13 protein-coding genes are annotated in these 16,400 nt (G+C 58.5%); 6 read left to right on the top strand and 7 right to left on the bottom strand.

Annotated elements, in window-relative coordinates; translation table 11 throughout:
- Position 1 precedes the first annotated feature (1 nt).
- Complete coding sequence (locus AC6I77_RS03455; RefSeq protein ID WP_008925626.1) at positions 2-253, top strand: hypothetical protein; 252 nt, start codon at positions 2-4, stop codon at positions 251-253.
- A 30-nt stretch (positions 254-283) separates the two neighbouring features.
- Here AC6I77_RS03455 and erpA read toward each other — a convergent pair whose 3' ends face one another.
- Positions 284-631 (bottom strand): iron-sulfur cluster insertion protein ErpA, encoded by a 348-nt coding sequence (gene erpA, locus AC6I77_RS03450; protein ID WP_008925625.1) that lies wholly within the window; start codon positions 629-631, stop codon positions 284-286.
- Positions 632-834: 203 nt separating this feature from the next.
- Between erpA and hemL the strand changes: the two genes are divergently transcribed.
- On the top strand, positions 835-2,115 hold the full coding sequence (gene hemL, locus AC6I77_RS03445) for a glutamate-1-semialdehyde 2,1-aminomutase (RefSeq protein WP_008925624.1): 1,281 nt from the start codon (positions 835-837) through the stop codon (positions 2,113-2,115).
- 46 nt (positions 2,116-2,161) lie between these two features.
- On the opposite strand, the gene fhuB is transcribed toward hemL, so the two are convergent.
- The 6 genes from fhuB to hrpB form a co-directional block, all read right to left on the bottom strand.
- A complete protein-coding gene (gene fhuB / locus AC6I77_RS03440; RefSeq protein ID WP_140033799.1) occupies positions 2,162-4,141 on the bottom strand; it encodes a Fe(3+)-hydroxamate ABC transporter permease FhuB in 1,980 nt (659 codons plus the stop codon).
- Entirely contained in the window at positions 4,141-5,019 is an 879-nt protein-coding gene (fhuD, locus tag AC6I77_RS03435; protein ID WP_008925622.1) for a Fe(3+)-hydroxamate ABC transporter substrate-binding protein FhuD, read from the bottom strand. The genes fhuB and fhuD overlap by 1 nt, the downstream gene beginning before the upstream one ends.
- A gap of 10 nt (positions 5,020-5,029) precedes the next feature.
- Positions 5,030-5,824 (bottom strand): Fe3+-hydroxamate ABC transporter ATP-binding protein FhuC, encoded by a 795-nt coding sequence (gene fhuC / locus AC6I77_RS03430; RefSeq protein ID WP_039658726.1) that lies wholly within the window; start codon positions 5,822-5,824, stop codon positions 5,030-5,032.
- A 43-nt stretch (positions 5,825-5,867) separates the two neighbouring features.
- On the bottom strand, positions 5,868-8,075 hold the full coding sequence (gene fhuA, locus AC6I77_RS03425; protein WP_110411640.1) for a ferrichrome porin FhuA: 2,208 nt from the start codon (positions 8,073-8,075) through the stop codon (positions 5,868-5,870).
- A 199-nt stretch (positions 8,076-8,274) separates the two neighbouring features.
- Entirely contained in the window at positions 8,275-10,809 is a 2,535-nt protein-coding gene (gene mrcB, locus AC6I77_RS03420) for a bifunctional glycosyl transferase/transpeptidase (RefSeq protein WP_078804730.1), read from the bottom strand.
- Between the two features lie 98 nt (positions 10,810-10,907).
- Positions 10,908-13,391, bottom strand: a complete 2,484-nt coding sequence (hrpB, locus tag AC6I77_RS03415) for an ATP-dependent helicase HrpB (protein WP_497816720.1) — start codon at positions 13,389-13,391, stop codon at positions 10,908-10,910.
- A 30-nt stretch (positions 13,392-13,421) separates the two neighbouring features.
- Between hrpB and thpR the strand changes: the two genes are divergently transcribed.
- From thpR to gluQRS, 4 genes are all read left to right on the top strand, one after another.
- Positions 13,422-13,979, top strand: coding sequence for an RNA 2',3'-cyclic phosphodiesterase (thpR, locus tag AC6I77_RS03410; protein WP_497816719.1), 558 nt, complete (start codon positions 13,422-13,424; stop codon positions 13,977-13,979).
- Positions 13,957-14,661, top strand: a complete 705-nt coding sequence (gene sfsA, locus AC6I77_RS03405) for a DNA/RNA nuclease SfsA (protein ID WP_008925616.1) — start codon at positions 13,957-13,959, stop codon at positions 14,659-14,661. Before thpR ends, sfsA begins: the two co-directional genes overlap by 23 nt.
- Positions 14,662-14,908: 247 nt before the next feature.
- Positions 14,909-15,364 carry an RNA polymerase-binding protein DksA gene (gene dksA, locus AC6I77_RS03400; RefSeq protein ID WP_008925615.1) on the top strand — a complete coding sequence of 152 codons (456 nt, stop codon included), beginning with the start codon at positions 14,909-14,911 and terminating at the stop codon, positions 15,362-15,364.
- 72 nt (positions 15,365-15,436) lie between these two features.
- Positions 15,437-16,315, top strand: coding sequence for a tRNA glutamyl-Q(34) synthetase GluQRS (gluQRS, locus tag AC6I77_RS03395; protein WP_008925614.1), 879 nt, complete (start codon positions 15,437-15,439; stop codon positions 16,313-16,315).
- The last annotated feature ends 85 nt before the right edge of the window (positions 16,316-16,400 follow it).

Here is a 16,400-nt window from a genome sequence, read left to right as displayed (position 1 = left end):
TATGACCAGAGCACTGCTGCTGGCCATAGGGCTTTTGATCACCGGATCTGCTTTTGCGGGATCGATAAATGGCTCTATAGGCGCCAGGCTTGTCATCTATTCACGCTGTGAAATCAACACGGCTAACGGTCCGCTTTTGCCGCAAATCAACTGTGGCAGACAGGCAAGCGCGCAGCCACGCGTAACCCAAAGTCAGATTCAATCGCAGGGAAGCCTGAAGCAGAGTAACCGGCTGGTCACAATAGAGTGGTAAATGAGGCCGTCGGAGTGACGGCCTGCGCGATCAGATACTGAAGGATGAGCCACAGCCACAGGTGGTTTTGGCATTCGGGTTGGTCACGATAAAGCGCGATCCTTCCAGGCCTTCCGTATAATCAACCGAACCGCCCACCAGATATTGCAGGCTCATTGGATCAACGACCAGTGAGACGCCCTGCTTTTCAATTGTCATATCGCCATCGTTCAGCTGGTCGTCAAACGTAAAGCCATACTGGAAACCACTGCAACCGCCACCGGTGATATAGACGCGAAGTTTCAGCGCCGGGTTCTCTTCGTCGGCAATCAGGTTTTTCACCTTGGTGGCTGCGGCGTCGGTAAACTGCAACGGCAGTGCTACTACTTCATCACTCATGTTTTACTCCGGTAAACGCCCAGGTCAGAAAACGACCTTAATAACGCTATTATCAGTCAGCACCTCAGCGCAATCAAGCTCTGCCCTTCGCACTCTGTGCCGCTTTCCCCTCCGTTCAGGACGCTGTGGGTGAATCCACCTTTCGTCTGCTGCTGCTCTTCCGTAGAATGGCGCAATATTTTTCTGAAACGCTGGAGCCGAAAATGAGTAAGTCCGAACAACTGTTTGCCGAGGCACAACGCCTGATTCCGGGTGGGGTAAACTCGCCAGTACGCGCATTTACCGGTGTGGGTGGCGTTCCACTGTTTATTGAACATGCTGATGGTGCGTATCTGTATGACGCTGATGGCAAAGCCTATATCGACTATGTCGGCTCATGGGGACCGATGGTGCTGGGCCATAACAACGCGGCGATCCGTAATGCGGTGATCGAAGCAGCCCAGCGCGGCCTGAGCTTTGGCGCACCGACCGAAATGGAAGTGACCATGGCGCAGCTGGTGTGTGAGCTGGTGCCGAGCATGGAGATGGTGCGGATGGTTAACTCCGGTACCGAAGCGACCATGAGCGCAATCCGTCTGGCTCGAGGCTTTACCGGCCGCGATAAAATTATTAAGTTTGAAGGCTGCTATCACGGCCATGCCGATCATTTGCTGGTGAAAGCCGGTTCCGGTGCCCTGACGCTGGGTCAGCCAAACTCGCCGGGCGTACCAGCAGATTTCGCTAAACATACCCTGACCTGCACTTTCAACGATCTCGACTCCGTGCGCAGCGCCTTCGAGCAATATCCTGATGCCATCGCTGCCATCATCGTTGAGCCGGTTGCCGGTAATATGAACTGCATCCCGCCGCAGCCAGAATTCCTGCCGGGCCTGCGCGCGCTCTGCGATGAGTTCGGCGCACTGCTGATTATCGATGAAGTGATGACCGGCTTCCGTGTGGCGCTGGGTGGCGCGCAGGCTCACTACAATGTGCGTCCTGACCTGACCTGCCTCGGAAAAATTATCGGTGGCGGGATGCCAGTCGGTGCATTCGGTGGCCGTCGCGACGTGATGGCTGCACTGGCGCCGACCGGCCCGGTTTATCAGGCAGGAACGCTCTCCGGTAACCCGATCGCGATGGCTGCCGGTTTTGCCTGCCTGACGCAGATCGCGCAGCCGGGCACGCACGAGAAGCTCGATACCCTGACCCGCAAGCTGGCAGAGGGTCTGCGCGAAGCCGCACAACAGCAAAATATTCCGCTGGTGATTAACCATGTTGGCGGGATGTTTGGCCTGTTCTTCACTGATGCTGACAGCGTGACCTGTTACGCCGATGTGACCCGCTGCGATGTGGAACGCTTTAAAACCTTCTTCCATCTGATGCTGGAGGAAGGCGTTTACTTTGCGCCATCAGCTTATGAAGCGGGCTTCATGTCACTGGCGCACAGCGAAGAGGATATTCAGCGCACGGTTGATGCCGCGCGTCGTTGTTTCGCGAAGCTGTAATTTCGGTAACGTTAAAGATGAAGACCGGCTTGCGCTGGTCTTTTTTTTAACCTGAACGACGCAGCAACCAGATAAAGTAAGGTGCACCTAAAAATGTCGCCATCAGCCCGGCAGGAATTTGATCCGGGAATGCCAGCATCCGCCCGCACCAGTCAGCCAGCACCATCAGTCCCGCCCCCAGTAATCCCGACAGCAGCAGTTGCGGCAAGGCACGCCGGAATCCCAACATGCGCGCCATGTGCGGCGCCATTAATCCAACAAAACTCAGCGGACCAATAGTCAGCGTTGCACTGGCGGTCAGCGCGGCTGCCAGCAGCAGCAGACTCAGCCGCGCGGGCGTTAATGCCATGCCGGCCGAGCGTGCGGTAGCACTTCCCAGCGGCAGCAGCGTCAGCCAGCGGCTCGCCAGTGGTGCCAGCGAGACCAGCAGCAGCGCACAGAGTGCGCTCTGGATCGCCTGACTGCCGCTGATGTTATAGGTTGAGCCGGAGATCCAGCTCAGCAGCCCGCCCATGCGGGGATCGCCACTTGCCAGCAGCAGCATCAGCAGGGTGACAAAGGCGCTGTTAAGCGCCATACCCGCCAGCAGCATTCTCTCAGGTGAGAAGCCGCCACGACTGGCTACCGCCATGATCACCAGCAGCGTCAGCGCGGCCCCCATCGCACCGGCGGGCAGCAGCCATGCCATCGCATCGCCCGGCACTAAGAACATCATGACGACGACGCCACAGGCGGCACCTGAACTGATGCCCAGCACTTCCGGGCTGGCCATAGGATTACCGGTCAGCCGCTGGATCAGGCTCCCCGCCACGCCCAGCATCAGGCCGGTCACCAGCGCAGCCAGCACGCGCGGTGCACGCCACGGAAGCAAAGAGTGCAGCATCTCGCCCGATGACCCGACCCAGCCCAGCGCATCACGCCCAAACGCCAGCGCACCCCACACCAGCAGGGCAAGCACCGCGAGACCCGTCAGCGTCCAGCGCAACAGGTTTTGTCGCTCGGCGGGTACGTTGTCGCCCTGATTCAGGGCGGGCGGCACTGAACCCGTACGCAGTCGCGGCAGCAGCCACAACAAAATGGGTACACCGAGCAGTGCCGTGGCCGTTCCGGTCGGGATATCGCGCCAGTGTGCGCTAAGCCATAACACGCAACTGTCGGCCAGCCACAGTAGCAGCGCGCCGGTAAGCGGTGCCAGCAGCATCCGGCTGAGGAGCCGTCGACCACCCAGCAGCTTCGCCAGCAGCGGCGCAAACAGTCCGATAAAACCGATGATACCGGCGACATTCACCAGCTGTGCACTAAGCAGGATTGCCAGCCCGAGGCCACCGATACGCGCCACCGAGAGCGCCAGCCCCAGATTTTTTGCTACACCATCATCCAGCCCCATCAGTGTCAGCGGACGCAGCAGCGCCAGCGCCAGCAGAAACGCCAGCAGCAGGCGCGGCCAGAGCTGCTGCACATTTTCCCAGCTCATCTGATTCAGCGCGCCGGTGCTCCACAGAAACATGTTCTGCAGCTGATCGTGATTGAAGATAGCGAAGATTTGATTTACCGCACCGCTGTAGAAGCTCAGCACCAGCCCGGCCAGAATCAGCGTCACCGGCGACAGACGTTTGCCCCAGGCCACACCAAACACCAGCGCGGCCACCAGCAACGCTCCGCCAAGCGCGGCAAACTGCTGTGTCAGCGCGCCGCCCGGCAGATGCCACAGCGTCGCCACGGTAATGCCCAGCTGTGCGCCGGAAGAGACACCCAGCGTGGTGGGTTCGGCCAGCGGGTTCCGCAATATCTGCTGAAACAGCAGACCGGCAAGCCCCAGCCCGGCGCCCACCAGCAGCGCCAGCGCCGTGCGCGGCAGCAGGCTGTAGTGAAACACCATCTGCGGCAGGCTATCGACCGTCGGTGACCAGAATGCCTGCCACCACTCATGCTGCGGCAGCGCATGGTGCAGATTAACCAGCGTCAGGCTGAGTGAGAGCAGAAACAGCAGGCTGAGGAGACCTGCGGGAAACAGAGCATGGCGCATCAGTGCGTCTCCAGCGCGCGTTCCAGCACGCGAACAAAGTGCAGCGCCGAAAGCGTAGCACCGTAATACCAGACTGCAGGGACGCGCTGAAAGCGTCCGGTGCGAACAAACGGCATGGCCTGCCACAACGGGCTGCGCATCAACTGCTGCATCTCTGCGTCATTGTCATGATCAAAACAGATGACATCCACATTTCCAGCCTGCGCCAGCTGCTCGATGCCGATTACCGCGCTACCCCAGAAATTTGTTTCGCCCTGCCAGCCATTTTTCAGGCCCAGCAGCGTCATTACTTCCAGGAACAGACTGTTTTTACCAAAGGTGATGGCGTGACGGCTGTCGAGCAGCGACATCAGCAGAATCGTGCGTCCGGCATAGGGCGCCAGCCGCTGACGCGCCTGTGCCAGTTGCGCATCGACCTCGCGCAGATGTTGCTCAGCGCGATCGCGTAATCCAAGTCTCGCCGCCAGCTTACGCAGCGATGCCCGCGCGGCGGTGAAGGGTTTCCCGTCGCCGCTGTGAAGGTCAAAGCCCATGATCGGTGCGATGCGTGTAAGTTTCTCTTCAGGCGGGCCATAGCCATTTGAACAGAGGATCAGCGACGGCTGCATTTGTGCCATCAGCTCAAGATTAGGTTCGGTGCGCAGACCCACATCGATCACGTCCGCAGGCAGCGGTGGTTCACCGACCCAGATATTGTAGTTGTGCAGATCAGCCACGCCCCAGGGCGTAACGCCCAGAGCGATCAACAGTTCGGTGGGAAGCCACTCCAGTGCAATAATCCGGCCCGGATTGGGCGTGGCAGCACGCAGGGGAAGTGCACAAAACAGTGGCGAGGCCGCGAGTGCCAGCAACAGTCGGCGGCGATAAAGATCGGGCATCATCCTTTCCTTAACAAACAAAACTGACCGGCGCGCCGCCCTGCGGATGCGGTAAAATGCCCATCGGGATGCCATAGATCGCGCCGAGCACCTCAGGCTGCATAATCGCCTGCGCGTTACCTTCGGCAATCATCGCGCCCTGACGCAGTGCCACCAGATGATCGCAGTAGCGGGCTGCCATATTGATATCGTGCAGCACCGCAATCACGGTTAAGCCGCGCTGCTGGCTCAGATCTTTTATCAGCGCCAGCACCTCAACCTGATGAGCGATATCCAGCGCCGACGTCGGTTCATCCAGCAGCAGACAGCGACTGTTCTGCGCCACCATCATCGCCAGCCAGGCGCGCTGACGCTCACCGCCCGACAGACTGTCCACCAGTCGCCCGGCAAAGGGCTTTAGCCCGACCTGGGCAATCGCATCTTCTACCCTGTCCCGATCGTCCTGCCCGAAACGGCCCAGCGCGCCGTGCCAGGGATAGCGACCAATCGCCACCAGTTCACGCACCGTCATCCCTTCGGCTGCCGGTAACTGCTGCGGCAGATAGGCCACCTCGCGGGCAAACGCTTTGCTGTTCCAGCGCCCGACCGGCTGCTGATTCAGCAGCACCTCTCCGCCGCTGGCCACGTGATGACGGCCCAGCATTTTCAACAGCGTCGACTTACCGGAACCGTTATGACCAATCAGCGCGGTCATTTTGCCAGGTGGAAAGGTCAGCGAGAGGGGCTGAAGGAGAGTTCGGCCGGGCACTTCAAAACTGGCGTTTGCCAGCGTAAAAGTCGCCTCTTCTGCGTGCGGATGCGGCATGGTTATCCCTGTGAACGAACGGGCGCCGAAGCGCCCGGTTAAATCAGAATCTGAAGGTCGCGGTGCCGACAATCTTACGCTCCGCGCCCCAGTAGCAGGCGTATTCCCGGTAGCAGCTGGCGACATACTCGCGGTTGAACAGATTGTTGACGTTAACGCCCACCGTTGAGCCCGGCAGACCGAAACGACCGAGGTCATATTTAAGCGCCGCATCTACCGTGGTGTAACCGGCAACCTTAAAGTTCTGGTTCTGCTCGGTGCCGGTGCTGTAGAGACCCTGGCTCTCGCCGACATAACGCACACCCGCGCCCACTGTCACACCCGACAGGGCTGTCTCGTGGAAGGTGTAGTCACTCCAGAGTGAGGCCATATTTTTAGGGACGCTCACCGGCGTTCGGCCTTTCAGCTGCGTATCTTCGGTATATTCCGCATCGGTATAGGTGTAGGACGCCGTCAGGTTAACGTTGGCATTCAGCGCCGCTTTCGCTTCCAGCTCTACGCCGCGCGACCGGATTTCACCGCTCTGCACGCTGGCAAACGGATGATTGAACGTATCAGGATCGGCCGTCAGGTTTTTGGTTTTAGTCAGTTGAAAAACGGCTGCGGTGAGCACAACCGGACGATCTTTAGGTACGTACTTCACGCCCGCTTCATACTGTTTAGCGCGCGACGGATCGAATGCCTGGCCATCAAAGGTCGATCCGGCATTTGGAATAAAGGCTTCGCTGTAGCTGAAATAAGGCGCGATGCCGTTATCAAACACGTAGTTCAGACCACCACGCCAGGTAAAGGCCTGATCGTTCTGGCGATCAACGGTGTCCGTCACCCGATCGTAAACCGAAGTCATGGCATAGTCGTAGCGGCCGCCCAGTGTCAGCACCCAGCGGTTCCATTCCATTTGATCCTGTGCATAGAGGCCGGTTTGACGCTGCTTGTTGAGGTGCTGATAGGGATTGGCAAATGGCGTGACGCTATTATCGCCATATTGCGGATTTACCGCATTCAGGTTCGATGCCGAGCCAAACTGTGCGTCGATATCATTGCGGGTCCGCTGGAAGTCCACGCCCAGCAACAGCGTATGATCAACCTGACCCGTGGCAAACTTCGCCTGCGCCTGGTTATCCACCGCAAACTGATTGAGCTTCTCTTCTGAAACGGCCGAACCTCGCGTGATCTGCTGCGTCTCCGGCAGGAAACCGTTACCATAAATACTACGGTAATCGGTGCGCAGGTCGGCGTAACGCAGGTTCTGGCGCAGCGTCCAGGTGTCATTGAAGCTATGCTCGGCGTTATAGCCGATCATTTTGGTGGTGCGTGAAATCTTGTTGCTCTGCTCGCCTTCATCGAAGTTGGTCGGCAGTTTATACTGGCTGCCATCGGCACGCGTGATGGGGACGACCGTGCCCTGACGCGGTAGCCAGCCGTAATAGCCGGTTTCGGGTTCGTTCTGGAAATAGGTCAGCAGGTCAACGCGGGTGCGATCGTCGGGACGCCAGCTAAATGCGGGCGCGATGGTGTAGCGCTTCTCTTTGTTCATCGCCTGCTGCGCATCCTGACTGCGCGCCTGGCCGGTCAGGCGATAGCTGTAGACGCCGTCATCATCCAGTGCCCCACCAAAATCAAAGCCGGTCGAAAAGAGATTATCGTTGCCCATCTGGAACTGCACTTCACGCAGAGTTTCCTGGGTCGGACGCTTGCTCACCAGCGAGACCACACCGCCAGGATTGCTTTTGCCGTAGAGTACCGACACCGGACCGCGCAGCAGTTCGGCGCGCTCCAGAAAATAAGGATCGATGGCAAACTCAGAGTAGTTATCCCCCTGCAGTTTCAGGCCATCCATATACTGATTGGTATTAGTTTCGCTGAAGCCGCGAATCGACAACGCATCAATCACATCTGAGCTGCCACGGTTACCGGTCAGTACGCCAGGCGTATAGTTAAATGCCCCTTTCACGCTGGTGACATTGCGCATTTCCATCTCTTCGCGGGTGACCACGGAGACAGACTGCGGATTTTTTTCAATCGGCGTATCGGTTTTCGTACCGGTGGCGCTGCGTTTGGCTGCCACAGTGGGTGCCGGGCCCCAGGCGCTTTCCGCCTCGGCGCCGCTGCCGCCATCCGCTGAAACCACCATCGTCTCCGCCTGTGCGGCGTAAAGTGAGGTGCTCAGACTGAGAGAGATCATGATGCCCAGAAGCGGTCGGGAAAATGTTTTTTTGGTGTCGGCTGCAAAAGTCGTTCGCGCATTCATAAATGTGTCTCAGAAAATAGGCCCTTAAGGGCGAATCGAAACGATAATGATTATTATAACGGATTAGATAATATGCGAACTTCAGCGGACACTGCAAGAAGAAATCCCAGTCGTGACGCCGTTTGGAGGGCGATTGATGCGTATTAATCAGCAACAAAAAAAGGGCGCCGAAGCGCCCTTTTAAACCTGTCTGACTGATTTATTTGCCAAACATATCTTTGATCCAGCCTGCTACGCCGTCGCTGTCTTTCTGCTCCTGCGGTTGCTGGGCCGGTTGTTGTTGCGGCTGCTGCTGTTGCTGCTGTTGATCAAACAGCTGTTGCTGCTGCTGAACCTGCTGCTGCTGTTGCTGACACAGCGCATTCGGATCCAGCGCCCACACCGGCAGAGAACGCCAGGTGCTGCTGCCCGTGCCACAGACAAAGTTACCGGCTGAATCGACATTCATCATCGACACATCCTCCGGTGGCGTCAGCTGCAACGGCATCGGTGCCTGAATGTCGAGGTAACGACGATAAAGCTGCATCGCGCCACTGGCACCATAGAGTTTGGTCGGCTGGTTGTTATCGCGCCCCACCCAGGTGATCGCGACTTCTTTGCCATCAATACCGGCAAACCAGCTGTCGACCAGGTCGTTGGTGGTACCGGTTTTACCGGCCAGATGCGCATTCGGGAAGCGCGCACCCAGTGCACGGGCGGTACCGTGGTCAGCAACCTGCTGCATGGTGTAGAGCGTCAGATAGGCCGCCTGCGCGGGTTCAACCCGTTCTGCCTGCGGATAGCTCTGATAGAGCACGCTACCATCTTCCGCAATCACCGAACGTACTGCAGAGAGCGATGCGCGGTTACCGCCGCTGGCGATTGACTGGAACGCCTGCGCCACTTCAACCGGCGTCAGGTTCATGGCACCCAGCAGCATCGCCGGAACCGGATGCAGCTGATCTTTCGGCACACCCAGCTTGCTCCAGGTATCCACCACCGCATCCAGCCCCAGCGTCATACCGAGGTTAACCGTCGGCACGTTCATGGAGTTGGTCAGCGCATCCACCAGCATCACTTTTCCGCTGAAGCGACGATCGTCGTTCATCGGTTTCCAGACGCTGCCGTTTGGCTGCTTCAGCGCAATCGGCTCATCGGCGATCCAGCTGTTCAGCCGGTAGCTGTTTGGCTGGCTCAGCGCGGTGAGGTAGGTGGCGGGTTTCGCCAGTGAACCAATAGAGCGGCGCGCCTGTAACGCACGGTTGTAACCGGCGTACTGCGGATCGGCACCGCCGACCATGGCGCGGACTTCACCGCTAAAGCGGTCAACCACCACCATCGCGGTTTCCAGATCTTTCAGGCCACGCTGTTTTTTCAGCGTCGGAATACCATCAATAACGGCTTTTTCGGCTGCATCCTGTGACACCGGATCCAGCGTAGTGAAGATTTTCACGCCGGAGAGATCTTTAATCTTATCACCCAGTTTCGCCTGAAGCTCGTTACGCACCATCTGCATAAAGGCAGGCTGCGGCGTGATCACGCCCCCTTTCGGCTGCACGCCCAGCGGACGCGCCGACAGCATGTCATACAGCTCCTGGTCGATCACTTTCTGCTGCTGCAACAGGCGCAGCACCAGGTTGCGTCGTTCCAGCGCCAGTTTCGGGTTACGCCACGGGTTATAGAGCGACGCACCTTTCACCATGCCAACCAGCATCGCCTGCTGATCCAGACTGAGCTCATCCACCGGGCGGCCAAAGTAGTAAAGGCTCGCCAGCGGGAAGCCGCGGATCTGATCACTCCCTGCCTGACCGAGATAGACCTCGTTCAGATAGAGTTCCAGAATGCGATCTTTGCTGTAGCGCGCATCCATGATCACCGCCATATAGGCTTCACGCGCTTTACGCCACAGTGAACGCTCGTTGGTGAGGAACAGGTTCTTCACCAGCTGCTGGGTCAGCGTACTGCCGCCCTGCACCGCTTTCCCGGCCGTGATGTTCGCCAGGAAGGCGCGACCAATGGAGTACGGGCTGATGCCATCGTGCTCATAGAAATGGCGATCTTCGGTAGCGATCAGCGTATCGACCAGCAGATCCGGGAAACCGGCGCGTGGCACAAAGAGACGCTGTTCACCATTCGGCGACTGCAGCATGGTGATCAGGCGTGGATCGAGGCGGAAAAAGCCAAAATCACGGCCGGTTTCGAGGTTTTTAATCTCGCTCAGCTCATCTTTCGTGAAGCTCATGCGCGCGTGGATCTGTCCCTCTTTACTGTCGGGGAAATCAAACGGGCGACGCAGCAGATCGATGGTGTTGCCCTTCACCGAAAACTCGCCAGGGCGGGTAATTCGGGAGACTTCGCGATACTGGGTTCCTTCCAGCAGCGCCACCATTTCACTTTTGTTGTAGGCCATACCCGGTTCCAGGCTGACCATGCGACCATAGACGGTCGCGGGCAGTTGCCACACTTTACCGTCAATACGGCTGCGAATTTCTGAGTCGAGGTAGATGCCCCATGCGACCATGACCACCACAAACACCAGGAACAGTTTAATTAACCATCCCAGCCAACGGCGTTTGCCGCGCGGCGGTTTTCCACCTTTACCTTTACGTGGCACCGGCGCTTCCTCCTCGTCATCATTAAAATCGTCCTGATCGATATCCTGTTCGATATCCCTGCGTCGTCCCCGGCCCGCACTGCTGCGCGGCGGCAACGGTTTACCTTTGCGCCCTATTGGTTCGCGATCGTTCCCAGACATGACTTTTTTTCTCCAGGCAGTGCTTACGGCAGCGCCGCTACTCTAACTGCTTTCTCGCGTGCCGCATGGCAGAACCCTCTGAATTCGATCCAGCGGACTCAACCCTGCGGGGACATTTTTTTGGTTCGCCTTGTTGGCAAGGCATTGGCCGGATCCTCTGGCCAGGGATGTTTAGGATAACGCCCCTTCATCTCTTTCCTGACTTCAGGCCAGGCACCGCGCCAGAACGCCGCCAAATCGCGGGTGATCTGCAATGGGCGCTGGGCGGGCGATAACAGCTCCAGCACCAGCGGAATACGTCCTTCCGCCACGGCAGGATTCGTCGCCTCACCAAACATCTCCTGAATCCTGACCGCCAGCGCGGGCGGCTTGTCCGCATCATAGCGGATCGGCAGCCGGCTTCCGGTCGGCACAGTGTAATGAGTTGGCAGCACAGTATCCAGCCGCTGACGTTGCGACCATGTGAGTAAATGTAAGAGTGCCGTCGTCAGGTTCACCGCCTGCAGGCTGCGGAGATCGCGCACTGCTGACATCTGCGGCAATAGCCACTGTGGCAGGCTCTTAAGCAGGCTCTCATCGTCTGTGGCGGGCCAGCTCTCTTCCGGCAACCACTGCGCCGCACACTGGATGCGCAGGCGCAGCTGTTCGGCATCCGGCGTCCAGCCCAGCACCGACAGACCTTTTTCGGCAATCCAGCGCAACATGGCTGCGTGCAGCACCGCCGGGTCCGGGCGCGCCATCGGCTGGGTCTTCAGTATCAGCGCGCCAATCTGCTCGCGTCTGAACGCGCGCAGTGTGCCTTTCTCTTCGTCCCACTCCACTTCAGTACGGCGCTCAATCAATGCGGGCTGCTGCTGGCACAACGTCTCAATGTCGACCGGTAGCGTCAGCAACATCCGGGCATCCGGCGTGGTACTGCCCTGTAACAGAGCAGGCGCAATCAGCCATTCATTGCGTGTCAGGCCATCCTGCTCATCCAGTCTGGCACCCAGGCCGTTGGCCAGTTGATAACGGCCACTCTGGTCACGTCGCCGCGCCAGCCGATCGCCAAAACCTGCCGCCAGCAAGCCAGCGAAACGATCTTCATCGACCCGTCCGCCACGAATTTTGAGTCGTTGCTGCCACTGCTGCGCGCGTCGCTGCCATGGAGACTGTGGCCGATGCAGGGCATCCCGCAGATCGGCACTGCCGCTACGCGGAGGATCTTCCAGAATCGCCACCAGCAGCGCGGCGCTGGCAACCGCATCCGGTTCATCGCCTGCGGCACAGAGCATAGCAGCCAGTCGGGGATCGCAGCCCAGCTGCGCCATGCGCCGTCCAAGCGTGTTGAGCAGGCCGTTGCTGTCCAGCGCACCCAGGCGAGTCAGCTGCTGTTTTGCGGCATCCAGATTTCTGGCGGGCGGCTGATCCAGCCACTGTAACTGGTGCGGCTCGGTACAGCCCCACTGCAGCAGATCCAGCCACAGCGACGAGAGATCGCTGTTCACAATTTCCGGTTCGCTCTGCGCCGCCGCACGGGATGCCTGCTCCTGCGGTAACAGATGCAGACAGAGTCCCGGCATCAGTCGCCCGGCGCGACCTGCACGCTGGATCATGGATGCCTGGCTGATTCGCTGGGTCTGCAGCCGCGTCACGCCGCTGCGGGCGTCAAACAGAGCCCTGCGCTCAAGCGCGCTGTCGACCACCAGCCGGATCCCCTCAATGGTCAGGCTGGTCTCAGCGATATTGGTGGCAAGCACCACTTTGCGGCGTCCGGCAGCAGCGGGAAGAATCGCCCGGCGCTGCGCCGCCAGCGGCAGTGCCCCATAGAGCGGTGTCAGGTCCACGTCGTCGCTGATGCGTGATTCCAGTTCGCGTTTCACCCGTTCAATTTCCGCCACGCCCGGCAGAAACAGCAGAAGTGATCCGGCTTCATCGCGCAGCAGCTGGGCGACTTCACGCGCGACCGCCTCTTCAAAACGCACGTTCTGATTCAGCGACGCATAACGACGCTCAACCGGATAGCTGCGCCCTTCTGAGACAATCAATGGCGCATCCGGCAGCAGCGCCGCCAGTCGGGCATTATCCAGCGTGGCGGACATCAGCATGATTTTAAGGTCGTCGCGCAGCCCCTGCTGCACATCGAGCAGCAGCGCCAGCGCCAGATCGGCCTGCAGGCTGCGCTCGTGAAACTCATCAAGGATCACCAGCGACACGCCCTCCAGCATCGGATCGTGCTGAAGCATGCGCGTGAGCATGCCTTCGGTCACCACTTCAAGCCGGGTCTGTGGCCCGACGCAGCTTTCGCCACGCATCCTGAACCCCACCGTGGCTCCCGGCTGCTCACCGAGCTGCTCCGCCAGCCGCTGCGCGACATTACGCGCCGCCAGCCGGCGTGGCTCCAGCATAATGATTCGTCCCGGCAAGGCTGCATGCTGTAGTAACTGCAAGGGCAGCCAGGTCGATTTTCCCGCGCCGGTGGGCGCGGCCAGCAGGATTTGAGAGGCGTCACGCAGCGCCGCCAGGATGTCAGGCAGCACCACGCTGACCGGTAAATCGCTCACAGCAAACTCCGCTTCTGCCTGTGCTAAGATGGCGCGCATTGTAGCACGTGATATTTGCCGGAGAGCGCCATGGCGACACAACGCTTATTTTTTGCCATCAGCCTGCCTGACGAGATGCAGCAGCAGCTGGTGCACTGGCGGGCAGACAACTTTCCTGCCGAGGCGGGCCAGCCAGTGGTCGCAGGGAATCTGCATCTGACGCTGGCATTTCTGGGTGAGGTCGCGCCGCAAACCTCACAGCAACTGCAAACGCTGGCTTCCCGCATTATCCAGCCCGGTTTTGATCTCGACCTGGATGATGCCGGACACTGGCCACGTCCGGGCGTGGTCTGGCTGGGTTGCCAGCGCGCACCACGGGGTCTGCTGCAGCTCGCCAGCCTGCTCCGTGCGCAGGCCGCCCGACATGGCTGTTACCAGAGTCCGCAGCCGTTTCATCCGCATATCACGCTGTTACGCCATGCCACTCAGCCGGTTGCGTTACCGCCACGCGGCTTTCACTGGCGTTTTCACGTCTCCACGTTTTCCCTGTTTGCCTCTGAATATTCCCGGGGCCGCACCCGCTATCGCACGCTGGCCAGCTGGCCATTAACGTCTCAGGATCCGCATGCACTTCTCTCCTCCTCTTAAACCTGCACGCCTGATTGCCCGTTACAAACGTTTCCTTGCCGATGTTATGACGCCGGACGGTGAGGTTCTGACGATCCACTGCGCCAACACCGGCGCCATGACGGGCTGTGCTACGCCGGGTGATCGGGTCTGGTATTCCACGTCCGACAGCCTGACCCGCAAATACCCTCATAGCTGGGAGCTGACCGAAACGCAGCAGGGCCACTGGATCTGCGTGAATACCCTGCGCGCTAACCAGCTGGTGGCTGAAGCGCTGGATCAAAACAGGCTGCCCGCGCTGGCCGGGTATTCCCAGCGTCAGGCGGAAGTGAAATATGGCAGTGAAAAAAGCAGAATTGATTTCCTGCTCAAGGCAGATGCCCGGCGCAACTGCTATATTGAGGTGAAATCCGTAACCCTTCTCCATGAAGGAAAAGGTTATTTTCCGGATGCGGTGACGATTCGAGGACAGAAGCACCTGCGTGAACTGGCGACAGTTGCAGCAGAGGGTCATCGGGCCGTTTTGTTGTTTGCCGTTTTGCACTCGGGGATTGAGGACGTTTCCCCGGCACGCCACATTGATGCGGTGTATGCAGAACAACTGGCTCAGGCGCAACAGGAAGGCGTAGAGATTTTAGCATATCAGGCAGACTTATCGGCGGAGGGAATGTTTCTTAAATCGCCGATCAACGTAACCTTGTAATATCTTTTGCAATTTTATGTGTTAAGAATGTTCTGAGCTAAGGGCTGAATACGCTGTTCCTCACAGGCTTGTCAAGGTGTGTTCATGAAGAATTGCCAACCCTGACTGCTTCTGTTATTTATAGCGGCCTGTTTTTTTCCCCAATGGGGGATCGATGTACCCCGCAGACGTTAAATGCAGGCTGGCAGCAACGCCACTGCGAGACGGAAGTCAGAGGGTATAGTGCGTGTTATCCAGGAGAAGCAACATGCAAGAAGGTCAAAACCGTAAAACATCGTCCCTGAGTATTCTCGCTATCGCTGGTGTTGAACCTTATCAGGTGAAGCCAGGCGAAGAGTATATGAACGACGCGCAGCTGACCCATTTTCGCAAGATTCTGGAAGCCTGGCGTAATCAATTGCGGGACGAAGTCGATCGTACTGTATCGCATATGCAGGATGAAGCCGCTAACTTCCCGGACCCGGTTGACCGTGCCGCGCAGGAAGAGGAATTCAGTCTGGAGCTGCGTAACCGCGATCGCGAACGTAAACTGATCAAAAAGATCGAGAAGACGCTGAAGAAAGTCGAAGATGACGACTTCGGTTATTGCGATTCCTGTGGCGTTGAGATTGGTATTCGCCGTCTCGAAGCGCGTCCTACTGCCGATCTCTGCATCGACTGTAAGACGTTAGCAGAAATTCGTGAGAAACAAATGGCCGGCTAATGCCGCGTCCAGCCTGTTACCACGCAGCGGAACAAATGTTTTTTGTCCGCTGCGTGGTCACTTCTGAATCCTATGCCATCCTCCTGTATCGGTCGCTTCGCCCCTTCTCCCTCTGGTGAACTCCATTTTGGCTCGCTTATTGCTGCCCTGGGCAGTTACCTGAGCGCACGCGCGCAAAACGGCATCTGGCGGGTAAGAATTGAAGATATCGATCCGCCACGGGAAGTATCCGGTGCCGCCAGCCGTATCCTGCATCAGCTGGAACACTACGGCTTAACCTGGGATGGCGATGTGTTGTGGCAGTCACAGCGTCATGAAGCCTACCGGGAGGCGCTGGCCTGGCTGCAGCAGCATCGCCAGAGCTATTTCTGCACCTGCCCGAGGCGTCGCATCCAGGAGATTGGCGGTTTCTATGATGGTTACTGCCGGGAACGACAACGCGGACCCGCAAACGCCGCGCTACGTTTGCGACAGCATGCGCCGGTCTTTGCGTTTGAGGATCGACTGCGCGGCCATGTGGAGGCGGACCGACGCCTGGCACAGGAAGACTTTATCATTCACCGTCGTGATGGCCTGTTTGCCTATAACCTGGCGGTGGTTGTCGATGATCATTTTCAGGGTATTACCGAAGTGGTTCGCGGCGCAGATCTTATTGAGCCGACGGTACGACAGATTGCGCTCTATCAGCAATTTGGCTGGCCGGAGCCTGCCTGGTTACATCTGCCGCTGGCGCTTAACCATGATGGCAATAAGTTATCAAAGCAGAATCATGCACCTTCGCTGCCGGATGGCGATGCCAGACCGCTGCTGGTGGCAGCATTGCGTTTCCTTGGACAGCCTGTTTCAGACGGCTGGCAGGACTTAACGCAGGACAAACTGCTGTCTGATGCGGTGTCGCAGTGGAATATCGCTTTGATGCCGCAACAGAACGCCCTGAAACCGGATGCATAGACAACAGCATTCTCAAACGGTTCTCAACAGGCTATGATTAGCCGCTGATTTTACCTACACCCTAATTGCCACTGTCGAGGTGTCC

The sequence above is a fragment of the Pantoea sp. X-Soil-ISGK-259 genome, from assembly GCF_059730705.1.
This window is presented reverse-complemented; position numbering and strand designations above follow the sequence as displayed.

Coding starts and splice junctions, on each gene's coding strand:
- fhuA (WP_110411640.1), bottom strand. CDS start 8,075: ATGAATGCGCGAACGACTTTTGCAGCCGACACCAAAAAAACATTTTCC.
- fhuD (WP_008925622.1), bottom strand. CDS start 5,019: ATGCCCGATCTTTATCGCCGCCGACTGTTGCTGGCACTCGCGGCCTCG.
- thpR (WP_497816719.1), top strand. CDS start 13,422: ATGGCGACACAACGCTTATTTTTTGCCATCAGCCTGCCTGACGAGATG.
- AC6I77_RS03455 (WP_008925626.1), top strand. CDS start 2: ATGACCAGAGCACTGCTGCTGGCCATAGGGCTTTTGATCACCGGATCT.
- mrcB (WP_078804730.1), bottom strand. CDS start 10,809: ATGTCTGGGAACGATCGCGAACCAATAGGGCGCAAAGGTAAACCGTTG.
- sfsA (WP_008925616.1), top strand. CDS start 13,957: ATGCACTTCTCTCCTCCTCTTAAACCTGCACGCCTGATTGCCCGTTAC.
- gluQRS (WP_008925614.1), top strand. CDS start 15,437: ATGCCATCCTCCTGTATCGGTCGCTTCGCCCCTTCTCCCTCTGGTGAA.
- hemL (WP_008925624.1), top strand. CDS start 835: ATGAGTAAGTCCGAACAACTGTTTGCCGAGGCACAACGCCTGATTCCG.
- dksA (WP_008925615.1), top strand. CDS start 14,909: ATGCAAGAAGGTCAAAACCGTAAAACATCGTCCCTGAGTATTCTCGCT.
- fhuC (WP_039658726.1), bottom strand. CDS start 5,824: ATGCCGCATCCGCACGCAGAAGAGGCGACTTTTACGCTGGCAAACGCC.
- hrpB (WP_497816720.1), bottom strand. CDS start 13,391: ATGCGCGCCATCTTAGCACAGGCAGAAGCGGAGTTTGCTGTGAGCGAT.
- fhuB (WP_140033799.1), bottom strand. CDS start 4,141: ATGCGCCATGCTCTGTTTCCCGCAGGTCTCCTCAGCCTGCTGTTTCTG.
- erpA (WP_008925625.1), bottom strand. CDS start 631: ATGAGTGATGAAGTAGTAGCACTGCCGTTGCAGTTTACCGACGCCGCA.